The following is a 19830-nucleotide window of genomic DNA, read 5'->3' on the forward strand; positions in this document are numbered from 1 at the left end:
GTCGGGGCTCGCGAGGTGGCAGATGGCGGATGCACGGCGGGTGGAACGAGGCGGTGATCTTTACGAGCGACTGCTGCAACGGCTTGCCCTGGCGCTGGAAGAGGCCGATACCGCGAGTCGCCTGCATGCCGAGCCGCTGCGCGAGCTGGAGCTTGATGGGCTGAGCCCGGCGGAGCTGGAGCTGATCCGTGCCTATCTCAATCGTGACCTGCACTGGCTGCGCGGCTGGCACGCGGCGGCAGAAGAGTTGGCGCTGATACAGCGTCAGCCACTGCGCAGTGCCAAGACCGTTGACAGCAAGCCGATGGGCAGGATCAAATCCGTGATGACGCGGCGTCAGGCGCTTTGTTGCGCACTCTGCGGTGCGCCAGTCAGCTGGCATCGAGGGCAGGATGTACGAGCTTGCCAGGCCTGTGGCTCCAGGTTGTTTCGCAGCGGTAATCCGCATTAGCAGCCAGTTGAAAACCAACCTGCTAGGCTTGGGCGCCCCGGAGGTGCCTGATGCCGATTCGTTTCATCCTTAAACAACTGTTGATGCCACCAGGCGTTCTACTCCTGCTGATCGCACTGGGCTGGTGGCTGCGTCGTCGCTTTCCCCGGCTCGCGTTTGCCTGCTTTACCGTCGGTTTCAGTGGGCTATGGCTGATGAGCCTGCCTGCGGTGACGCAGTGGAGTGCCGCCTGGTTGGAGCGTGAGCCGGTCCTGGAGCAGGCGCAGTGGGCGACCCTGGCGCAGCGCGCCGACGCCATCGTGATTCTCGGCGCCGGGCGTGAGCAGAGCGACCCGGGCTGGGGTGGAGCCGATCAGCCTGGGCTGATGGCCTTGGAGCGCCTGCGCTATGCCGCTCGCCTGGCGCGCGTATCCGGCCTGCCAATGGCGGCTACCGGTGGCCTGCATTATGGCCAGCCGCCCAGTGAGGCGGCACTGATGGCCGATGCCATGCGCCGCGACTACGGGCTGGAGATCCGCTGGCTGGAGGAGCAAAGCCGCACCACCTGGGAGAATGCAGTGCTCAGCGCTGAATTGTTGCAGCCCCAGGGCGTGCGGCGCGTGGTGCTGGTCACCCAGGCTTGGCACATGCAGCGTGCCCGCTGGAGTTTTGAGCAGGCCGGCTTCGAGGTGATCACCGCGCCGATGGGCTATCTCAGTTCGGGTTACGAGCGCCCGCTGGGGGGCTGGCTGCCAGAGTCGAGGGCTATCTGGCAGAGCAGTCAGGTGCTCAACGAAGTCATTGGGTTATTGGCGTATCCCATTGTCTACGGCAAGCAGTAGGGCGTACTCGCCGCAGGCAGTACGCCTGCGGGTTCTGCGTTCCGAGGGCTGATTTACGCTCGTGATTGAGGGCGTGCGTGATTCCTGTAGGAGCTGGCTTGCTAGCGATCCTGGGGCATTTGGCCGCACTGATCACCAGCAAGCTGGCTTCTACGAAAAGCGCATCGCTCGGATGCACTCCAAGCGACGTTCGCTGCCGCCGCTTCTATACCGTCTTGGCCATGCGGCTGGCCAGCAGGGCCCAACCCAGCAACAGGGCGCAGAGAATCGCCAGCGGCCAGATGCGCCATTGCAGATAAGGGGTGAGCCCCTGCATGGGCAGCACTTCGCCGTAGAGCACGCCTTGTTCGAACTGCGGCAAGCCGAACTGGATACGGCCCTGCGGGTCGATCACCACGGTCATGCCGTTGTTGGTGGCGCGGATCATCCAGCGTCCGGCCTCGAGCGCACGCATCTGCGCCATTTGCAGGTGTTGTAGCGGGCCGATGGAGGTGCCGAACCAGGCGTCATTGCTCACCGTCAGGAGTATCTCGCTGTCTGCGGCCAGTTCTGCGGCGAACTCCGGGTAGACCACTTCATAGCAGATGAACGGCGCGATGCGATGCCCCTTGGCCAGCAGCGGTGGCTGGTCGGCCGGGCCGCGGGCGAAGTCGGACATCGGCAGGTCGAAGAAAGCGATCAGGCCGCGCAGCAGGTCTTGCAGGGGCACGTATTCACCAAACGGCACCAGCTTCTGCTTGAAGTAGGTGCCCTGGCCTTCGCCCAAACTGGTGATCGCGTTGTAATAGCGAATCTCCCCGCGCTCGTTGGACTGCCGCACTGGTACGCCGGTGATCAGCGCACTGTTGCGGTCACGGGCGAAGCGATCCATCACGCCGATATAGCCTTGAGCCATGTCCTTGAGTACCGGGATCGCCGTTTCCGGCCAGACCAGTATGTCGACCTGCTTGGCGCTGAAGCTGAGGTCGCGGTATAGGGCGAGCTGAGCGTTGAGCTGGGCCGGGTCCCATTTCATGTTCTGCTCGACGTTGCCTTGCACAGCGGCGACCGTCAGGCTGTTGCCGGCGGCGTGGGTCCAGTTGTGGTCCTTCAGTGCCAGGCCTGCGAGCCAGGGGCTCAGCAGCAGGAGCAGGGCGCAGAGGTAGCGCGGTTTGTGCTTGCGCAATTGCTCCAGGTTGATGATCAGCGCGGCCGACAGGGCGATGACGAAGGACGACAGCCAGACCCCGCCAATTGGCACCAGGCCGGCCAGCGGTCCTTCGAGCTGGCTGTAGCCGGCGTAGAGCCAGGGGAAGCCGGTGAGGAACCAGCTGCGAAACACTTCCTGGGCGACCCATAGCGCGGCGAATGCCAGGGCGTCGGCCAGTGGCGCTTCGTTGCGGCGTATCCAGCGCGCCCAGAGGGTGGCTGTCAGGGCGAAGAGCAGGCCCAGGCCGGAGACGAAACCCAGGGTGAGAAAGCCGGCCAGTGCCGGTGATGCCGCGCCATAGTCATGGATGCTGACATACACCCAACTGGTGCCGGCGGCGAACAGGCCAAAGCCGTAGCTCCAGCCGCGCAGCGCTGCCTGGCCGGGGCGCAGATGGCGCAAGCCGAAATAGAGCAGGGCAATGGACAGCACGGCCAATGGCCAGAGATCGAAAGGGGCGAGCGCCAGGGGGGTGAGGGCGCCTGCGCCGCAGGCAAGCAGGTGGCCGGGCCAGCCTGGACGAGTGATCCATTGCAGCATGGTTAGATCCTTGGAATCAGGGTGGCGCAAGGATAGAGCGGAAATGGCGCAGGGGGAAGCGGCCGCCCTCGCTGGGCAAGGGCGGCTGAGACTCAGCGGCTAACCGGCGTCAGGCGCAGTAGATGGATGCGGCGGCTGTCGGCGTTGAGCACACGGAAGCGGAATTCGCCGATCTCAGTGACCTCGTTGCGCTTGGGCAGGTGGCCAAAGGCGCTCATCACCAGACCACCAACGGTGTCGTACTCGTCGTCGGAGAACTCGCTGTCGAAGGTTTCGTTGAAGCTTTCGATGGGGGTCAGCGCCTTGATCAGGTAGTCGCCAGAGGGCAGCGGCTTGATGTAGCCGTCTTCCTCGACATCGTGCTCGTCCTCGATATCGCCGACGATCTGCTCGAGCACGTCCTCGATGGTCACCAGGCCGGCGACGCCGCCGTATTCATCGATGACCACGGCCATGTGGTTGTGGTTGGCGCGGAACTCACGTAGCAGCACGTTCAAGCGCTTGGACTCGGGCACGAAGGTGGCCGGACGCAGCAGGTCCTTGATGTTGAAGTTGGGCTGTTCGCCCTGCAGGATCAGCGGCAGCAGATCCTTGGCCAGGAGGATGCCGATCACGTCATCAAGGCTTTCGCCGACTACCGGATAGCGCGAGTGCGCGGCGTCGATGATTGCGGGCAGGAATTCGCGGGGCGTCTGGCTGGCCTTGATGCTGATCACTTGCGAGCGCGGCACCATGATGTCGCGTACCTGCAGGTCGGCGACCTGAATGGCGCCTTCGACGATGGCCAGTGCTTCGCTGTCGAGCAGCTTGTTCTGGTGGGCTTCGCGCAGGACTTCCAGCAGTTCCTGGCGGTTTCTCGGCTCATGAGCAAAAGCCTGGGTCAGCTTGTTGAACCAGGACTTCTGCTCGTTGCTCGATCGGTCTTCGCTCATGGCGTTTTACTCGGGGTCCTTTTCATTAGGAGATTCGTCACCGGCATACGGGTCGGGATGACCCAATTCGGCGAGCAATTGTCGTTCCAGATCTTCCATCTCGAGGGCTTCGTCTTCCTCGATGTGGTCATAGCCCAGCAGGTGCAGGCAGCCGTGGATCACCAGGTGCGCCCAGTGCGCCTCCAGCGCCTTGCCTTGCTCGGCCGCTTCGCGCTCGACCACTGGCACGCAGATCACCAGGTCGCCGAGCAGCGGGATGTCGAGAATCCCATCGGGAATCTCGGCAGGGAAGGACAGCACGTTGGTGGCGTAGTCCTTGTGCCGCCAGGTGTGGTTCAGCTCGCGACCTTCGGCCTCGTCGACCAGGCGGATGGTCAGCTCCGAATCGGCCGTGCGTTGACGCAGGGCCAGCTCGCACCAGCGGCGCAGTTGCGCCTCGTCCGGGTGCCGGCCGTCAGTGGCCAGTTGCAGGTCCAGTTCAAGCATCGTGACCGTCGCCCTTGCCGTTCAGGCGTGCGTCGTGGCGCTCGTAGGCTTCGACGATGCGCTGCACCAACGGGTGGCGCACCACGTCCTTGGGCTTGAAGTGGGTGAAGCTGATGCCGGGCACGTCGCGTAGCACGTCGATCACGTGGGTCAGGCCGCTCTTGGTGCCACGCGGCAGGTCGACCTGGGTGATGTCGCCAGTGATCACGGCGGTGGAGCCGAAACCGATACGGGTGAGGAACATCTTCATCTGCTCGACGGTGGTGTTCTGACTCTCGTCGAGAATGATGAAACTGTTGTTAAGGGTGCGGCCGCGCATGTAGGCCAGCGGCGCGATCTCGATCACCTGCTTCTCGATCAGCTTGGCCACGTATTCGAAACCGAGCATCTCGTAGAGCGCGTCGTACAGCGGGCGCAGGTAGGGGTCGATCTTCTGCGCCAGGTCACCGGGCAGGAAACCGAGCTTCTCGCCGGCTTCGACCGCCGGACGCACCAGCAGGATGCGTCGTACCTGCTCGCGCTCCAGGGCGTCCACCGCGCAGGCCACGGCCAGGTAGGTCTTGCCGGTGCCGGCTGGGCCGATGCCGAAGTTGATGTCGTTGTCGAGGATCGCCTTGACGTAGCGCTGCTGGTTGGCGCCGCGCGGCTTGATCACGCCCTTTTTGGTGCGCAGGGTCACCTGCGGCAGGTTGCTGGGGTTGACCAGCTCTTCGACGCCGGACTCCTGCAGATACAGGTGCACCAGGTCGGGCGACAGCTCGGTGGCTTTGGTTTCGCGGTACAGCTTGCGCAGCAGTTGCTCGGCGGCCTGGGTCTTGTCGGCGCTGCCAAGCATTTCGAACTGGTTGCCACGGTTGCGGATTTCCAGGCCGAGGCGCTCTTCGATCAGGCGCAGGTGCTCGTCGAACTGGCCGCAGAGGTTGGCGAAACGGCGGGCCTCGAAAGGTTCGAGGGTGAAACGATGAAGTTCTAGAGAGGCGTTCAAGGTGATGGAGTGATCGTCACTTGTCTGGGTATGAAAAGGCAGCATAACGCTGGTCGTCCACAACGCAAAGTGTGGACGACCGCTACGTTAGTGGAGGGTCTCGGCATCCAGCAGGGTGCCGCGCAGCGAGTGCGGCAGGGCGTCGTCGATGTGCACGTCGACGAACTGGCCGATCAGGCGCGGGTTATCGCAGCGGAAATTGACGATGCGGTTCTGCTCGGTGCGGCCCTGGAGCATGCCCGGGTCCTTCTTCGAGTAGTCGCTGACCAGGATGCGCTGCACCGTGCCGACCATGCGCCGGCTGTTCTCGAAGCCGTTCTGGTTGATGCGATGCTGCAGCAGCGCCAGGCGCTGTTTCTTCACCTCGTCCGGGGTGTCGTCGACCAGGTCGGCGGCCGGGGTGCCTGGGCGCGAGCTGTAGATGAAGGAGAAGGAGAAGTCGAAGCCGACGTCCTCGATCAGCTTCATGGTCTGCTCGAAATCCTTCTCGGTCTCGCCGGGGAAGCCGACGATGAAGTCCGAGCTGATCAGGATGTCCGGTACTGCCGCACGCAGTTTGCGGATGCGCGACTTGTATTCCAGCGCGGTGTGGTTGCGCTTCATCGCCGCGAGGATGCGGTCGGAGCCGGACTGCACCGGCAGGTGCAGGTATTTGACCAACTGCGGGATCTCGGCGTGGGCCTGGATGATCGCGTCGGAGAACTCCAGCGGGTGGCTGGTGGTGTAGCGGATGCGCTCGACGCCATCGAGGGCCGCCACGGCATGCAGCAGTTCGGCGAAGTCGGCGATATGGCCGTCCGGCGCTTCCCCGCGATAGCCGTTGACGTTCTGCCCGAGCAGGGTGATTTCCTTGACGCCCTTCTCGGTGAGGGAGGTGATTTCTATCAACACGTCGACCAGCGGGCGGCTGACTTCCTCGCCGCGGGTGTAGGGCACCACGCAGAAGGTGCAGTACTTGCTGCAGCCTTCCATCACCGAGACGAAGGCGCTGGGGCCGTCGACGCGCGGTTCGGGCAGGCGGTCGAACTTCTCGATCTCGGGGAAGCTGATGTCCACCTGCGCGGTCTTGGTGGTGCGTGCGGCGTCGATCATTTCCGGCAGGCGGTGCAGGGTCTGCGGGCCGAAGACCACGTCGACATAGGGCGCGCGGTCGCGGATCGCCACGCCTTCCTGGCTGGCCACGCAGCCGCCGACACCAATTACCAGGTCCGGGTTGGCCAGCTTCAGCTCACGCCAGCGGCCGAGCTGGGAGAACACCTTGTCCTGCGCCTTCTCGCGGATCGAGCAGGTATTGAGCAGGATCACGTCGGCGTCTTCGGGTTTTTCCGTGACCTCCAGGGCCTGATGCTCGCCCAGCAGGTCGACCATGCGCGAGCTGTCGTACTCGTTCATCTGGCAACCGTGGGTTTCGATATAGAGCTTCTTGGTCATGGCACTGTCTGAGGTGGTTAAAAAATGACCGCGTATTATAGGGGAGCGGCGGGCTACAGGCTACAGGCTTCAGGCCATGGGCAAGCGCGCCATCGCCTATCTCCGGATTGCATCCGTACGTGTGCGGCGCTGTGCTATTCTGCGCGCCCCGTTTTTCCTGACTTCGAATCTTCATGAGCAAGCGTGATCCCATCTACAAGGTGATTTTTCTCAACCAGGGCCAGGTATACGAGATGTATGCCAAGCAGATCTTTCAAAGTGATCTGTGGGGCTTTCTGGAGGTTGAAGAGTTCGTCTTCGGCGAGCGCAGCCAACTGGTGGTCGACCCCAGCGAGGAGAAACTCAAGGCGCAGTTCGAGGGTGTGGTGCGCAGCTTCGTACCGATGCACGCGATCATCCGCATCGACGAGGTAGAGCGTCTGGGTACGGCGAAGATCAGCGAAGCCAAGGGCGGCGGCAACGTCATGCCGTTCCCCATGCCGATGCCGGACAAGTAAGCGGCTGCGCAGGAACGTTGGATGTAGGGTGGGCTTCAGCTAGGTAGGGTGGGCTTCAGCCCACCAGCGGTATCGAGAGGCTACTTGGTGGGCTGAAGCCCACCCTACGGCGCCAAGGCCGCTTTAGGGCAGCGGCGCGAAAGGTGAACGACCTTCAGCTGTCTGCAGTTCGAGCAGGTAGCTACGGAATATCTGGCCCAGCACCTGGCTGGCGATTTCCAGTTCATCGCGACGCATCTGCGCCGACACCAGGTCGGCGCTGTCCATGGCTTCGTCCGAGCCATTGACCGATGCCATCTTCAATACGATGTAAGCCTGCACGTTGTTGGCCGGTACGCCTTCGCCACGGAAGAACATGGTGCCCAGGCGCAGCTGCGCTTCGGCGTGGCCCTGCAGCGAGGCGCGCTCGAACCAGGTCAGGGCCTGCTTGAAATCGCGTGGGGTACGTTTGCCGTCGTAGTAGTACTCACCCAACTCATAGGCGGCCTGCATGTTGCCGGCGCGCGCCATTTCCTGGCAGCTGGCCAGGGCATCGGGCATCTCTTCGGGGGAGGCGTTCAGCGCGCAGCTGCCGCTGGCGGGGATCAACAGCGAATTACCGCCTGCGAATGCAAACAGCGGGAGGAAAAGCAACAGGCAGCCCAGGGACAGGGTGCGGCCGGTGCGGTTCATCTGGATAACGGGACCTCGGCAGTTCAGGGCGGGTGACGTGCCCGGTCGGCGCAAAACGTGCCGACCCTCGCATTATGGAATAACCGTGGGCTTGTTACAAAGGCTTTACCCGGTCTGTCGTTTCGCACTTCCCGGCAGGCTCAGCAGCAGCCAGGCCAGCAGCGGGTAAGCCGGTGTCAGCAGCACGTGGAACAGGTCGATGCGACGCAGCGGCCCGATCACGCCTTCGGTGCCGACTGCCACACCGGCCAGCAGGAACAGGCCCACCACCACAGCTGCGCTGATCGCTGGCGCGCGGCGCGGCCATTGGACTGCGCCGGCATAGAGAATCAGCACCAGCGTGGCCAGGTTCAGCGCCAGGCGGTAGTCCTCCATATAACCAAGCTGGCGGAACAGCTCGAAGAAGGCGCACAGGCCGAGCAGGATGCGCCCCCAGTTCGGTCGACTCCAGGCCCAGCCACGGCCCAGCGCCAGTGCTGCGGCACCAAGCAGCGGCAGGCCGAGAAAGCTGCTGGCCTGCGAGAGCCACAGGTGCGCGGCCTGCCAGCTTGGGTCGAAGCCGTAGCGAATCACGCCGACGCTGGCCGCCGCAGCCGGCAGCAGAAAACCGAGCAGGGCGCAGAACAGTGCCGGCTGATCGCCCTCGCCGTAGCGCCCGCGTGCCCGGCCGATCAGCCACACGCAGGCAACGCAGGCCAGGGCCAGCAACGCATCACTGAAGGCCGTGCTGTACTGCATCAGGCTTTTTTCAGCTCGGCGAAGGCGCGTTCTGCGGCGGCGAAGGTGATGTCCAGCTCCTTTTCACCATGGGCGATGGAGGTGAAGCCCGCTTCGAAGGCGCTCGGCGCCAGGTACACGCCGCCATCCAGCATCAGATGGAAGAAGCGGTTGAAGCGTGCGCTGTCGCTGGCCATCACGTCAGCGAAGGTGACGATGTCGTCCGCGCCACTGAAGTACAGGCCGAACATGGCGCCCGCCTGGGTGGTGACGAATGGAATGCCGGCAGCATCGGCGCGCTGCTGCAGGCCGGCGAGCATGCGCGAGGTGTAGTCGGTCAGCTCACTGTGGAAGCCTGGACGGCTGATCAGCTTGAGGGTGGTCAGGCCGGCAGCCATCGCCAGCGGGTTACCCGACAGGGTGCCGGCCTGGTAGACCGGGCCGAGCGGGGCGATGCATTCCATGATCGCGCGCTTGCCGCCGAAGCAGCCCACCGGCATGCCGCCGCCGATGATCTTGCCGAAGGTGGTCAGGTCCGGGTTCACACCGTAGTGCGCTTGCGCACCGCCGAGGGCGACGCGGAAACCGGTCATCACTTCGTCGAATATCAGCACCACGCCATGCTTGTCGCACTGCTCGCGCAGGCCTTCGAGGAAACCTGGGGCCGGCGGCACGCAGTTCATGTTGCCGGCCACTGGCTCGACGATGATGCACGCCACTTCTTTGCCGACTTGCGCCAGGCATTCGGCCACGGCGTCGATGTCGTTGAACGGCAGGGTCAGGGTGTGCTTGGCGAAGGCCGCCGGCACACCTGCGGAGTTCGGCACGCCCTGGGTCAGGGCGCCGGAGCCGGCCTTGACCAGCAGGCTGTCGGAGTGACCGTGGTAGCAGCCCTCGAACTTGATGATGCTGTCGCGGCCGGTGAAACCGCGGGCCAGACGGATGGCGCTCATGGTCGCCTCGGTGCCGGAGCTGACCATGCGCACCATCTCCATCGACGGCACCAGCGAGCAGACCAACTCGGCCATCTCGGTTTCCAGCGCGGTCGGCGCACCGTAGGACAGGCCGTGCTGCAGCTGGCGACGAACGGAATCGAGCACGTCCGGATGGCTGTGGCCGAGAATCATCGGGCCCCAGGAACCGACGTAATCGACGTAGCGCTTGTCGTCTTCGTCCACGACATAGGCGCCTTCGGCGTGCTTGAAGAACAGCGGCGTGCCGCCAACGCTGCGGAAGGCGCGCACCGGCGAGTTGACGCCGCCGGGGATATGTTTCTGGGCGTTGGCGAAGAGGATTTCGGAACGGGACATGGCAGGGCTCTCTGGAAACGAATCAGTCGAACAGCGCGGCGAAGGCGCGGGCGCGGTCTTCCACCTCGGTGGCGGAGTCGGCAGCGAACAGGGCGTGGATCACGGCGACCATGCTGGCGCCGCGGGCGATCAGATTGGGTGCGGTTTCCAGGGTCACGCCGCCGATGGCGACGATGGGCTGGGCAAAGCGCGCACGTGCCTGATCCAGCAGCTCCACGGTGGCGGCCGGGGCGCCGGGCTTGGTGTTGGAGTTGAAGAAGCGGCCGAAGGCGATATAGCTGGCGCCTTCGGCGACGGCGCGCTCGGCCAGCTCCAGCTGGGCGTGGCAGGTGCCGCCGATCACGGTTTCAGCGCCGAGGCGGGCGCGGGCGGCGGCCAGCGAGCCATCGCTCTGACCCAGGTGCAGGCCGACGCCCAGGCGTGCAGCCAACTCCAGGTCATCGTTGACGATCAGCGTGGCGCCATGGCGCTGGCACAGTTCGGCCAGCGCCTGGGCTTCATCGAAACGGCGCCCGGCATCGCCGGATTTATCGCGGTATTGCAGCAGGCGCGCGCCGCCGATCAGCGCCGCTTCGGCATAGGGCAGCAGCTTGCCACCGGCCAGCAGCGGGGTGTCGGTGATGGCGTAAAGGCCGCGCAGCGCCGCAGTCATTGGGCGAAGTCCAGCGGCAGACGGCGCGGCACGTACTGGCCGTGGCCCGGTTGTTCGGCGTCGCGCAGGGTGCGCCAGGTGTAATCCAGCGCGCTCTTCACGGCACTCACCAGTTCCTCGCCCAGCGCCAGGCGACCAGCCAGGGTACTGGCCAGGGTGCAGCCGGAGCCGTGGTAGCTGCCCGGCAGGCGCGCGCAAGTGAAGGTGTGGCGACTTCCATCGCGGCTGTACAGGCGGTTGTGCACTTCGGCTTCGTCGCCATGGCCGCCGGTTATCAGCAGGTGCTCGATGAAGGGCAGCAGTTTCTCGGCGCAATCGTCGGCGCTGCCTTCCGGCAGTTCGGCGAGGATGCGCGCTTCCGGCAGGTTCGGCGTGGCGATGGTGGACACGGCGAACAGACGCTCGCGCATGGCATAGCCGACGTCGTCCTTGCCCAGCGAACCGCCGCCGCCGGCACGCAGCACCGGGTCGCAGACCAGCGGCACGCCAGGCAACTGGCCCATCACCTCGAGCACGGTGTCGACCATGTCCACCGAGCCGAGCATGCCCAGCTTGACGGCGGCCACCGGCATATCGGCGATCACCGCGCGGGCCTGGGCCAGCACCCAGTCGCGGTCGAGCACACGGAAGTCGGAGACGTTGACGGTATCCTGCACGGTCAGGGCGGTCACCGTCGGTGCGGCGTGGCAGCCTTGGGCCAGCAGGGCTTCGATATCGGCCTGCAGACCAGCACCACCACTGGGGTCGTGACCAGACATGCACAGCACTACGGGGCGGAAGTTTGGCGTTTTCATGGTGCGCGAGCTTATCACTAACAGGCATCAAGTCGCTGCACGCCATGCCGGTCGTTAGTCTTTCTGATTCTCGTCTGTATTGGCATTAGCTGGTCTGGAAGTGGCATCATGCGCGCCCCTGCCGCCTTGCCCGAATGCCTCCAATGACGCTGCGTACCTGCCTGATCATGATGACCGCCCTGGCGGTGATCACCGATAACCTGATCATTCCTTTTTACCCGCAGTATTTCGCCGAGCGTTTCGACAATCCGCCGGAGCAGCATGTCGGTCTCTATCTGGCGGTGGTCAGCCTGGTGGTGATGGCGGTGTTTCCGCTCTGGGCGCGCCTGGCCAAGCGCGTGCACCCGGTGCGCATCCTGATCAGCGCGCAACTGATGGCCGGCAGCCTGACCGCCGCCTGCTATTTCATCGACTCGCTGCCGCTGTTCTGGGTGGTGTCGTTGCTGATGGTGGTGTTCAAGGGCAGCTACCTGCTGATGTACCCCTACGTGATGAGCCTGCAGCAGCAGGACAACCACACCCAGACCATCGGCACGTTGTCGGTGGTGGTGCACTTCGGCGCCATTCTCGGTGCCGCGCTGGGCGGCCTGATCCTGCAGATCATGAACATTGGCGACGTGTTTCTGGTAATGGCTGCTGGCGACTTCATCCAGATGGCCATCTGCATGCATCTGGTGCGTGGCTACCTGCCGGCACCAGGCGAGCAGCCGGCAAGCGACGACGCGCCGGTGAAGAACGAGTCGCGCAGCCTGCCGGCGATCTACCGCCTGTGCCTGGTGATGCTGCTGTTCTACTTCGTCGGTTACGTCACCCGGCCGTTCTTTGCCGTCTACTGGCAGCAGGTGGCGCACTGGAACAGCGAGATGGCGGCCGGCTTCGTCTATGCGTTGCCCGGCGCCGTGGCCGTGTTGGCGCTGTGGTGGGGGCGCCGCGCGACCAAGCAGGGCAACACCCGTGACGGCATTCTCGCCGGTCTGCTGCTGGGCGCGGCGGCCACCTTCATCCAGGGCTTCGGCGATCAGTGGCTGATCCTGCTCGGCCGCGTGCTGTTTGGCTGGGCGCTGTATCAGGTCACCGTGCGCCTCGATGCCTTGCTGTTCGAGCTCAGCTCGCCGGAGCACTACGCGGTGGACTTCAGCAAGATCAATATCTTCCAGTGCCTGGGCAACATGGGCTCGGCCTACGGCGCGGGCTTGCTGGTCAGCCACTACGGCCAGGCCATGCCGTTCTGGGTCGGTGCTGCCGGGCTGCTGTTGACCGCCGCGTTGTTCCCGGTGCTGGTGCGCAAGCCCAAGGTGGCCTGAGTCTTGAGTGGCGAATGATAATTTGATGCAGATGCGTTTCGGTGATTAAATTCGCCCTCCGCACTGCCGCCGTCATCTGGATTCGCCGCGATGCAAGACCTCCACCATCTGCTCGATGTCATTTCTCGCAGCCTGCCCGGGCTGCAGGGACGGATCGGGCATGCCGGGGCTGACCTGCTGGTGTGCGGTAGCGAGGGCAACGACCGGCGTATCGCCGCGCTCTACCAGCACTGGCAGCAGGCCCATCCCGAGGCCGGGCCGCATTACTGGACGGTGCGCAGCTGGACCTATCTGGTCTGGCAACCCATCTACCTGACCTTGCTCGGCGTGCACCTGGCGCAGCGCGTGCCCAGTCTTTCGAGCCTGGGGCAGGCGGTGCAGGGCGGCGTGGTGTCGGGCTTCTGTCTGCCCGAGCACTGCCCGCAGCAAGCTACGGAAGATCAGCTGATCGGCCTGGCTGCCAGCCAGCTCGAGCAACTGCTGCGCCGCCAGCACGCCGAGTTCTGCCAGGTGCAGAACATTCACGGCAAGCTGGCCCAGCGCCTGGCGGCCGATTACGTGCTGGCCGCCTTGTTGCTGGTGCAGCGCCAACTGACTCTGGATAACCAGCAACTGCGCGCGCTGGCGGCACGCTGGCTGGAGGCATTGGACTTGCGTGGTGGCAGCGACCTGCTGGAGGTGCGCCTGGACGATGGCCGCGACTGCCTGACCCTGGAGCGCAAGGCCTGTTGCCAGCATTTTCGGCGTTGCGACGGCGGGCTGTGCAGCACCTGCCCGAAATTGCGGCGTGACGAGCGCCTGCTGCGCCTGCGCGAGGAGCTGGCCCTGGCATGTTGACGTTGCGTGATATCGAAGTACGCCGCGGCGAGCGGGTGACGCTGGCGCTGGACGAACTGCACCTCGAAGGGGATCGCTTCACCGTGATCCTCGGCCACAACGGCTCGGGCAAGTCGACCCTGATGAACCTGCTGGCGCGGCAGCTGCAGCCGACCCGAGGTTCGCTGCAGCTCGATGAGCGCGACCTGGCCGGTTTTTCCGCCCGTGACTTCGCCCGCCGTGTGGCCTTTCTGCCGCAACACCTGCCCGATGTCGCTGGCCTGACCGTGCGCGAACTGGTGCGTCTGGGGCGCTTTCCCTGGCGCGGGCTGCTCGGCCGCTGGCGCGCCGAGGACCATGCAGCCATCGATCAGGCGCTGGCCCAGACCGATGTCGCCCATTACGCCGATCACCTGGCCGACCGCCTCTCCGGTGGCGAGCGCCAACGTGCCTGGATCGCCATGCTGCTGGCCCAGCAATCGCCGCTGTTACTGCTCGACGAGCCCACCTCGGCGCTGGACCTGGCGCATCAGTACGAGCTGATGGGCCTGCTGCGGCAGCTCAATCGCGACAGCGGGCGCGGCATCGTCGCCATCCTTCACGACATCAACCTCACCGCGCGGCATGCCGACCGGGTGATCGCCCTCAAGCAGGGGCGGATCTTCTTCGACGGTAGCCCGGACGAGTTGCTCAGCGGGCCATTGCTCAGCCAGCTCTACGACATCGATATCGAACTGATCGAGCAGCCCGGCAGCGCCCGCAAGATTGCCGTGGTGGCCTGAGCATGGCTGCAGTTTCGGCGCCGTCACGCCACCTTCTGACGCTACTCGCGCTGCTGCCCCTGGCACTCCTGCACCTGTGGCTGGCGGCAGATCTTGGTCCGTTCGAGCTGTGGGCGATGCTGGCTTCTGCCGAACACAGCTTCGAGTTTCTGCAACTGCAACTGTCGGCTCTACCCAGGCTGAGCATGGCGCTGCTGACCGGCGCTGCGCTGGGCCTGTCCGGCAGCCTGTTGCAGCAGATCACGCAGAACCGCCTGGTGTCGCCCATGACCATCGGCGCCTCGTCCGGGGCCTGGCTCGGGCTGGTGCTGGCCACCTTGCTGGTGCCGACCTTCGCGGCCAGCCACGGACACTGGGCGGCACTGCTCGGCGCACTGCTGGCGGTCGGTCTGGTGCTGCTGATTGCCGGGCGCAGTGGCATCGGCGGGCTGCCGCTGGTGCTGGGCGGCATGGCCATGAACCTGTTGCTCGGCGCGCTGGCTGCCGGGCTGGTGCTGATCAACAACCAGTACACCCAGGGGTTGTTCGTCTGGGGCGCGGGTGATCTGGCGCAGATCGACTGGCATTGGGTGCAGTGGCTGTGGCCCAAGCTGTTGCTGGCAGTGCCAGTGCTGATCCTGGCGCCGCGGCCGTTGAGCTTGCTGCAGCTTGGCGGCGATGCTGCTCAGGGCCGTGGCCTGGCGCTGTGGCCGGTGATGCTGGTGCTGTTCCTGGCGGCGCTGTGGCTATGTTCGGTGTCGATCACGGCGGTCGGCCTGATCGGTTTCATCGGCCTGCTCACGCCGAATCTGGCGAAGATGCTCGGCGCCCGCACGGCGCGTGATGAGCTTTTTTACAGCGCGTTGCTCGGTGCCTTGCTGCTGCTTGGCACCGACGCCCTGGCGCTGCTGGCCAATCGTCTCAGCGGCCAACTGGTGCCCAGTGGCGCGGCGGCGGCGTTGATCGGTGCGCCAGTGTTGTTGTGGCTGGCGCGCCGACATCTGGCGGCGGAAGACCCGCGTGGCCTGCAGTTGCCGCGCGGCGCCGAGCGTTTCGGCTGGCGCAGTGCGCTGTGGGTGGCGCTTCTCGCCGTGCTGGCGCTGACCGTGGCGCTCGGGCTGGCGCGTGGTATCGATGGCTGGCGTCTGGAATGGCCGTCGGCGTTGGTCTGGTCGCTACGCTGGCCGCGTGTGCTCACGGCTGCTTCGGCCGGCGCCGGTTTGGCGATTTCCGGCCTGCTGCTGCAGCGCCTGCTGCGTAACCCGCTGGCCAGCCCGGATATTCTCGGCCTATCCGCCGGGGCCACGCTGGCGGTGATGCTGGCGCTGATCATCTTCGGTGGTGCGCTGCTAGGCGCGGTCGCGCCGCTGGCGGCCTTCGTCGGCAGTCTGGCGGTGCTGGCGGTGTTGATGCTGCTGGGCCGGCGTCATCACTACTCACCAGCGCTGATGGCGCTGTTGGGGATTTCCCTGGGCGCGCTGCTCAACGCCGCCTTGCAGTTCGTGTTGGCCAAGGGCACGGGTGACTCGTTCGCGTTGCTCGGCTGGCTGGCCGGCTCCACCTACCGCGCCACACCGGCGCAAGCCTTGGGGCTGACGCTGGGCGTGCTGCTATTCGGCGCGCTGGCGCTGCTGTTTCAGCGCGCCCTGACGCTGATCGGCATCGGCGATGGGGTGGCCGCCAGCCGTGGCCTGAACGTGCCGCGCTTGCGTCTGGCGTTGCTGGTGCTGGTGGCGCTGCTGTGTGCGTTGGTCACCAGCCTGCTCGGGCCAGTAGCGTTTCTTGGGCTTTTGGCCCCGCATATCGCGGTGATGCTCGGCGCGCGCCGGGTACTGCCGCAACTGCTGCTGGCGGCCTCGCTGGGCGCGGTGCTGATGCTGCTGGCGGACTGGGTTGGCCGCACCCTGATCTTCCCGTTGCAGATTCCGGTGGGCATTGTTGCCTCGGTGCTGTGTGGCAGCTATTTCGTCTACCTGCTCATCCGTGGGAGGTTGGCGTGAAGCGTTGCTTACTCGGCTTTCTACTGCTGTGGCTGACACCTGCCTGGGCGAGTGATGCGCCACGGGTGGCTGCGCTGAGCTGGGAGGCCACCGAGCATCTGCTGATGCTCGATGTGACGCCATTGACCGTCGCCGATGCCGGTGACTACCGCGCCTGGGTGGTGCGGCCGACGCTGCCCGCAGGCGTGCCGTCGAGTGGTTCGCGCCTGGAGCCCAACCTCGAGTTGCTGGCCGAGTTACAGCCTGAGCTGATCGTCATTCCACCGGTGCTGGAAGACATTCGCCCGTTGCTCGAACGTATCGCGCCGGTGCAGGTGTATCAGGGCTTCAGCCAGCAGCGCGACAATCTGCAGGTGCATCACGAGGCGTTTCTCGACCTGGCGCGCGCGCTCGGCCGCGAGGCATTGGCCAAGCAACGCCTGCAGGCGATGGACGCCGAGTTGGCGCAATGGCGCGAGCGGCTGCGGGCTCATTACGGGCAGCGCCTGCCGGCCGTCACGGTGATACGCCTCTCGTCGCCGACGGCCGCCTTCATCAACGGCCCCAACTCCATGCCGCAACATGCGCTGGCGCTGCTCGGCCTGCAGCCGGCACTGGATCTGCCGCCGAGCCCCTGGGGCATCACTCAGGTACCGATCACCGCGCTGGGGCGCATCGAAGAGGGCGTCGTGCTGCATATCGAACCCTTTGCCCAGGAGGTGCAGTTGTTCGCCTCGCCACTGTGGCAGGCGATGCCTTTCGTGCGTGAGCAGCGCTTCGCCGCGATGCCCTCGACCTGGACCTATGGCGGGGTGTTTTCCCTGCAGTATCTGGCCGAGGCCATAGGTGAAGCGCTGCTTAAACTGCCGTCTGAATCTGGAAAAGCGACCCAACAGTCCCTAGAGTAGAGCGATTCGAATATAAGTCTGCCGTACGTGACGGTGCCATTTGATGGGCTAATGGGGGCCTGGGCGTTGTCTGACAGGGTTTTGGAGTCGTATGTGCCGGCTGCTCCTGCTCATCGTGAGCCTCGTTTTTTCCTCGCTCGTGGGCGCCGTTACCTTCGACGAACATATGCGCACTCTGCCTCTGGGGCAGAGCATGTACGTGTTCGAGGACGTGCGCGGCGATGCCAGCATTGACGACATTGCCTCACCCGCCGTGCAAGGCAGTTTCCGTCTGCATGACAAACCCGTGCTCAACGCCGGCTATTCACGCTCGGTATTCTGGTTGCGGCTGGATTTGCACTACTTGCCGCAGCAGGCACAGGGCCCACGCAACTGGCTGCTTGAACTGGCCTATCCGCCGCTCGATCACCTTGAGCTCTACCTCCCCGACGAGGCCGGTGGTTTCACTCTGGCACAGCGTACCGGCGATTCTTTGCCTTTCGACACCCGCCAGATCCGCCAGCACAACTACCTGTTCGAGCTGAATCTCGAGCCGAACCAGAACAAGCGCATCTATTTGCGCCTGGAAAGCCAGGGCTCGATCCAGGCGCCGCTGACCCTGTGGGCGCCCAACGCCTATCTGGAAGAGCAGCCCGCGCGTATCTACGTGCTTGGCATCATCTACGGCGTGCTGCTGGTGATGCTGGTGTACAACCTGTTCATCTTCCTCAGCGTGCGCGACACCAGCTACCTCTATTACATCCTTTATATCGCCTCGTTCGGCCTGTATCAGGTCTCGGTCAACGGTGCTGGCATCGAGTATTTCTGGCCCAACAACCCCTGGTGGGCCAATGCCGCGACGCCATTTCTGATTGGATCGGCCGCCTTGTTCGGCTGCCAGTTCGCTCGCAGCTTCCTGCACACTGGCGAACACAGCCCCTGGGTCGATCGCCTGTTGCTGCTGCTTATGGCCTGCGGCGCAGGGGTGATGATTCTGGCGCTGAGCATCAGTTATGCCACGGCATTGCGTCTGGCCACCTACCTGGCCCTGCTGTTCACCGTGGTTATCTTCGCCGCCGGTATCCTCGCCTGGCTGCGCGGTATGCGCGTGGCGCGGTACTTCATCTTCGCCTGGACCGCCTTTCTCATCGGCGGCATCGTCAACACGCTGATGGTGCTGGGCTACCTGCCCAACGTGTTTCTCACCATGTATGCCAGCCAGATCGGCTCGGCGCTGGAAGTGGGCCTGCTGTCGTTGGCGCTGGCCGACCGCATCAACGCGATGAAGGAAGAGCGCGCGCATTCTCCAGGAAGCCGGACGCAAGCTCGAAACGCTGAACCAGGAACTGGCCGACAGCAACCGTTTCAAGGATGAATTCCTCGCCACCGTGACCCATGAGCTGCGTACGCCGATGAACGGGGTGATCGGCTCGCTGGAGCTGATGCAAACGGTGAAGATGGACATCGAACTGGAGCAGTACCAGAAGACCGCTGCAGCGTCCGCGCGCGACATGATGCGCATGGTCAACGACATCCTCGCTCTCACCGAATTGCAGGCCGGCAAGCTCTATCCGCGGCGCGAGACGTTCAGCCTGCGCGGGCTGTTCGATGGTCTGCGTGCCCAGTATGCGGCGCGCGCTGAAGACAAGGGGCTGACGTTCGCCCTGGAACTGGACGACAACCTGCCCGATACCCTGGAAGGGGACGCAGCCAAGCTGGCACAGGCGCTGGGCTATCTGCTGGATAACGCCATCAAGTTCACCAGCCAGGGCGGCGTGGCCCTTCAGGTCGGCCGTGCCGGTAGTGGGGGCAGCCAGCTGCCGCTGAGCGTGGTGGTCAGCGATACGGGGATCGGTTTCGTGCCCGGCAACGGCGACCTTTACCAGCGCTTCCATCAACTCGATGGCTCGATGACGCGCAAGTACGGCGGCCTGGGCATCGGCCTGGCGATCTGCCGGCAACTGGTCGACCTGCTTGGTGGCGTGCTCAGTCACGAGTCGCAGCCGGGGCAGGGCAGTCGGTTTCGCCTCGATGTGCCGCTGACTCTGCCGCTGCAACCGCAGGTCAGCGATGTTCGCCCGGCACGACCGCAGGGCGGCGCGCTGCAGCGCCAGGCGCAGCAATGCACGATGCTGATCGTCGAGGACAATGCGATCAACCAGTTGGTAACTCGCGGCATGTTGCTCAAGATCGGCTACCTCGTGCGCACTGCCGACAACGGCGCCGAGGCCCTCGAGTTGCTGCGCAGTGAGACGGTGGATGCGGTGCTGCTCGACTGCCAGATGCCGGTGATGGACGGCTTCGGCACCTGCCGTGCGCTGCGCGCCCTGCCGGGCTGCGCCGAACTGCCGGTGCTGGCGATCACCGCGCACAGCCACAGCGGCGACCGCGAACGCTGCCTGGCTGCGGGCATGAGCGACTACCGTAACCGCTCCATGAACCCCGTCCTTGGCGGACGGTTTTTTTCAGGAAGCAGAGGCAGAAGCTGGCGAGCAGTTCCACGGCAGCAGCGCTTCGTAATCCTCGACGCGGCTCGCCGCTGACAGGCGTTCAAGGATGTGGCGCAACCAGGCGTAAGGCTCTTGCCCGTTGGCTTTGGCAGTTTC

General features: G+C 64.8%; 19 protein-coding genes and 1 pseudogene. 9 read left to right on the forward strand and 11 right to left on the reverse strand.

The window, feature by feature from the left end:
* Nucleotides 1–22: 22 nt before the first annotated feature.
* Nucleotides 23–451 (forward strand): hypothetical protein, encoded by a 429-nt coding sequence (locus DBO86_RS19775; protein ID WP_108234607.1) that lies wholly within the window; start codon nt 23–25, stop codon nt 449–451.
* Between the two features lie 50 nt (nt 452–501).
* Nucleotides 502–1272, forward strand: a complete 771-nt coding sequence (locus DBO86_RS19780) for a YdcF family protein (RefSeq protein WP_104729269.1) — start codon at nt 502–504, stop codon at nt 1270–1272.
* 205 nt (nt 1273–1477) lie between these two features.
* On the opposite strand, the gene lnt is transcribed toward DBO86_RS19780, so the two are convergent.
* The 5 genes from lnt to miaB all read right to left on the reverse strand — a co-directional run bounded on the left by lnt (nt 1478) and on the right by miaB (nt 6835).
* On the reverse strand, nt 1478–3001 hold the full coding sequence (lnt, locus tag DBO86_RS19785; RefSeq protein WP_108234608.1) for an apolipoprotein N-acyltransferase: 1524 nt from the start codon (nt 2999–3001) through the stop codon (nt 1478–1480).
* A gap of 92 nt (nt 3002–3093) precedes the next feature.
* The gene (locus DBO86_RS19790; RefSeq protein WP_108234609.1) at nt 3094–3933 is read right to left on the reverse strand and encodes an HlyC/CorC family transporter; all 840 of its coding nucleotides are present in this window, start codon (nt 3931–3933) and stop codon (nt 3094–3096) included.
* 6 nt (nt 3934–3939) lie between these two features.
* Nucleotides 3940–4419: an rRNA maturation RNase YbeY gene (gene ybeY, locus DBO86_RS19795; RefSeq protein WP_108234610.1), complete on the reverse strand. Its 480-nt coding sequence runs from the start codon at nt 4417–4419 to the stop codon at nt 3940–3942.
* Nucleotides 4412–5404 (reverse strand): PhoH family protein, encoded by a 993-nt coding sequence (locus DBO86_RS19800; protein WP_108234620.1) that lies wholly within the window; start codon nt 5402–5404, stop codon nt 4412–4414. Before DBO86_RS19800 ends, ybeY begins: the two co-directional genes overlap by 8 nt.
* A gap of 87 nt (nt 5405–5491) precedes the next feature.
* Nucleotides 5492–6835 carry a tRNA (N6-isopentenyl adenosine(37)-C2)-methylthiotransferase MiaB gene (gene miaB, locus DBO86_RS19805; protein ID WP_108234611.1) on the reverse strand — a complete coding sequence of 448 codons (1344 nt, stop codon included), beginning with the start codon at nt 6833–6835 and terminating at the stop codon, nt 5492–5494.
* Nucleotides 6836–7008: 173 nt separating this feature from the next.
* Here miaB and DBO86_RS19810 point away from each other — a divergent pair, with 173 nt between their 5' ends.
* The gene (locus DBO86_RS19810; RefSeq protein ID WP_004424773.1) at nt 7009–7332 is read left to right on the forward strand and encodes a DUF1820 family protein; all 324 of its coding nucleotides are present in this window, start codon (nt 7009–7011) and stop codon (nt 7330–7332) included.
* Nucleotides 7333–7455: 123 nt separating this feature from the next.
* Here DBO86_RS19810 and DBO86_RS19815 read toward each other — a convergent pair whose 3' ends face one another.
* The 5 genes from DBO86_RS19815 to DBO86_RS19835 form a co-directional block, all read right to left on the reverse strand.
* Entirely contained in the window at nt 7456–8004 is a 549-nt protein-coding gene (locus tag DBO86_RS19815; RefSeq protein WP_004424770.1) for a tetratricopeptide repeat protein, read from the reverse strand.
* A 105-nt stretch (nt 8005–8109) separates the two neighbouring features.
* Nucleotides 8110–8742: a DUF6962 family protein gene (locus DBO86_RS19820; protein WP_074855333.1), complete on the reverse strand. Its 633-nt coding sequence runs from the start codon at nt 8740–8742 to the stop codon at nt 8110–8112.
* Nucleotides 8742–10031, reverse strand: coding sequence for a glutamate-1-semialdehyde 2,1-aminomutase (hemL, locus tag DBO86_RS19825; RefSeq protein WP_108234612.1), 1290 nt, complete (start codon nt 10029–10031; stop codon nt 8742–8744). Before hemL ends, DBO86_RS19820 begins: the two co-directional genes overlap by 1 nt.
* A 22-nt stretch (nt 10032–10053) precedes the next feature.
* Entirely contained in the window at nt 10054–10683 is a 630-nt protein-coding gene (gene thiE, locus DBO86_RS19830) for a thiamine phosphate synthase (protein WP_108234613.1), read from the reverse strand.
* On the reverse strand, nt 10680–11477 hold the full coding sequence (locus DBO86_RS19835; protein WP_167399144.1) for a hydroxymethylpyrimidine/phosphomethylpyrimidine kinase: 798 nt from the start codon (nt 11475–11477) through the stop codon (nt 10680–10682). The genes thiE and DBO86_RS19835 overlap by 4 nt, the downstream gene beginning before the upstream one ends.
* Nucleotides 11478–11620: 143 nt before the next feature.
* On the opposite strand from DBO86_RS19835, the gene DBO86_RS19840 reads away from it, so the two are divergent.
* The 6 genes and pseudogenes from DBO86_RS19840 to DBO86_RS26855 all read left to right on the forward strand — a co-directional run.
* Nucleotides 11621–12781: an MFS transporter gene (locus tag DBO86_RS19840; protein ID WP_108234615.1), complete on the forward strand. Its 1161-nt coding sequence runs from the start codon at nt 11621–11623 to the stop codon at nt 12779–12781.
* 90 nt (nt 12782–12871) lie between these two features.
* Nucleotides 12872–13618: a siderophore ferric iron reductase gene (locus DBO86_RS19845; protein WP_108234616.1), complete on the forward strand. Its 747-nt coding sequence runs from the start codon at nt 12872–12874 to the stop codon at nt 13616–13618.
* Nucleotides 13612–14379, forward strand: a complete 768-nt coding sequence (locus DBO86_RS19850) for an ABC transporter ATP-binding protein (protein WP_074855327.1) — start codon at nt 13612–13614, stop codon at nt 14377–14379. The genes DBO86_RS19845 and DBO86_RS19850 overlap by 7 nt, the downstream gene beginning before the upstream one ends.
* 2 nt (nt 14380–14381) lie before the next feature.
* Nucleotides 14382–16358: a Fe(3+)-hydroxamate ABC transporter permease FhuB gene (gene fhuB, locus DBO86_RS19855; protein ID WP_108234617.1), complete on the forward strand. Its 1977-nt coding sequence runs from the start codon at nt 14382–14384 to the stop codon at nt 16356–16358.
* The gene (locus DBO86_RS19860; RefSeq protein ID WP_108234618.1) at nt 16355–17245 is read left to right on the forward strand and encodes an ABC transporter substrate-binding protein; all 891 of its coding nucleotides are present in this window, start codon (nt 16355–16357) and stop codon (nt 17243–17245) included. Before fhuB ends, DBO86_RS19860 begins: the two co-directional genes overlap by 4 nt.
* Nucleotides 17246–17336: 91 nt before the next feature.
* Nucleotides 17337–19647 (forward strand): annotated as a pseudogene (locus DBO86_RS26855) (7TM diverse intracellular signaling domain-containing protein); the annotation flags it as partial.
* A gap of 42 nt (nt 19648–19689) precedes the next feature.
* On the opposite strand, the gene DBO86_RS26860 reads toward DBO86_RS26855, so the two are convergent.
* Nucleotides 19690–19830 (reverse strand): transposase domain-containing protein (locus DBO86_RS26860; protein WP_146173178.1); only part of this gene is annotated, 141 nt, incomplete at its 5' end.

Source organism: Ectopseudomonas oleovorans (assembly GCF_003052605.1).
Lineage (GTDB): Bacteria > Pseudomonadota > Gammaproteobacteria > Pseudomonadales > Pseudomonadaceae > Aquipseudomonas > Aquipseudomonas oleovorans_A.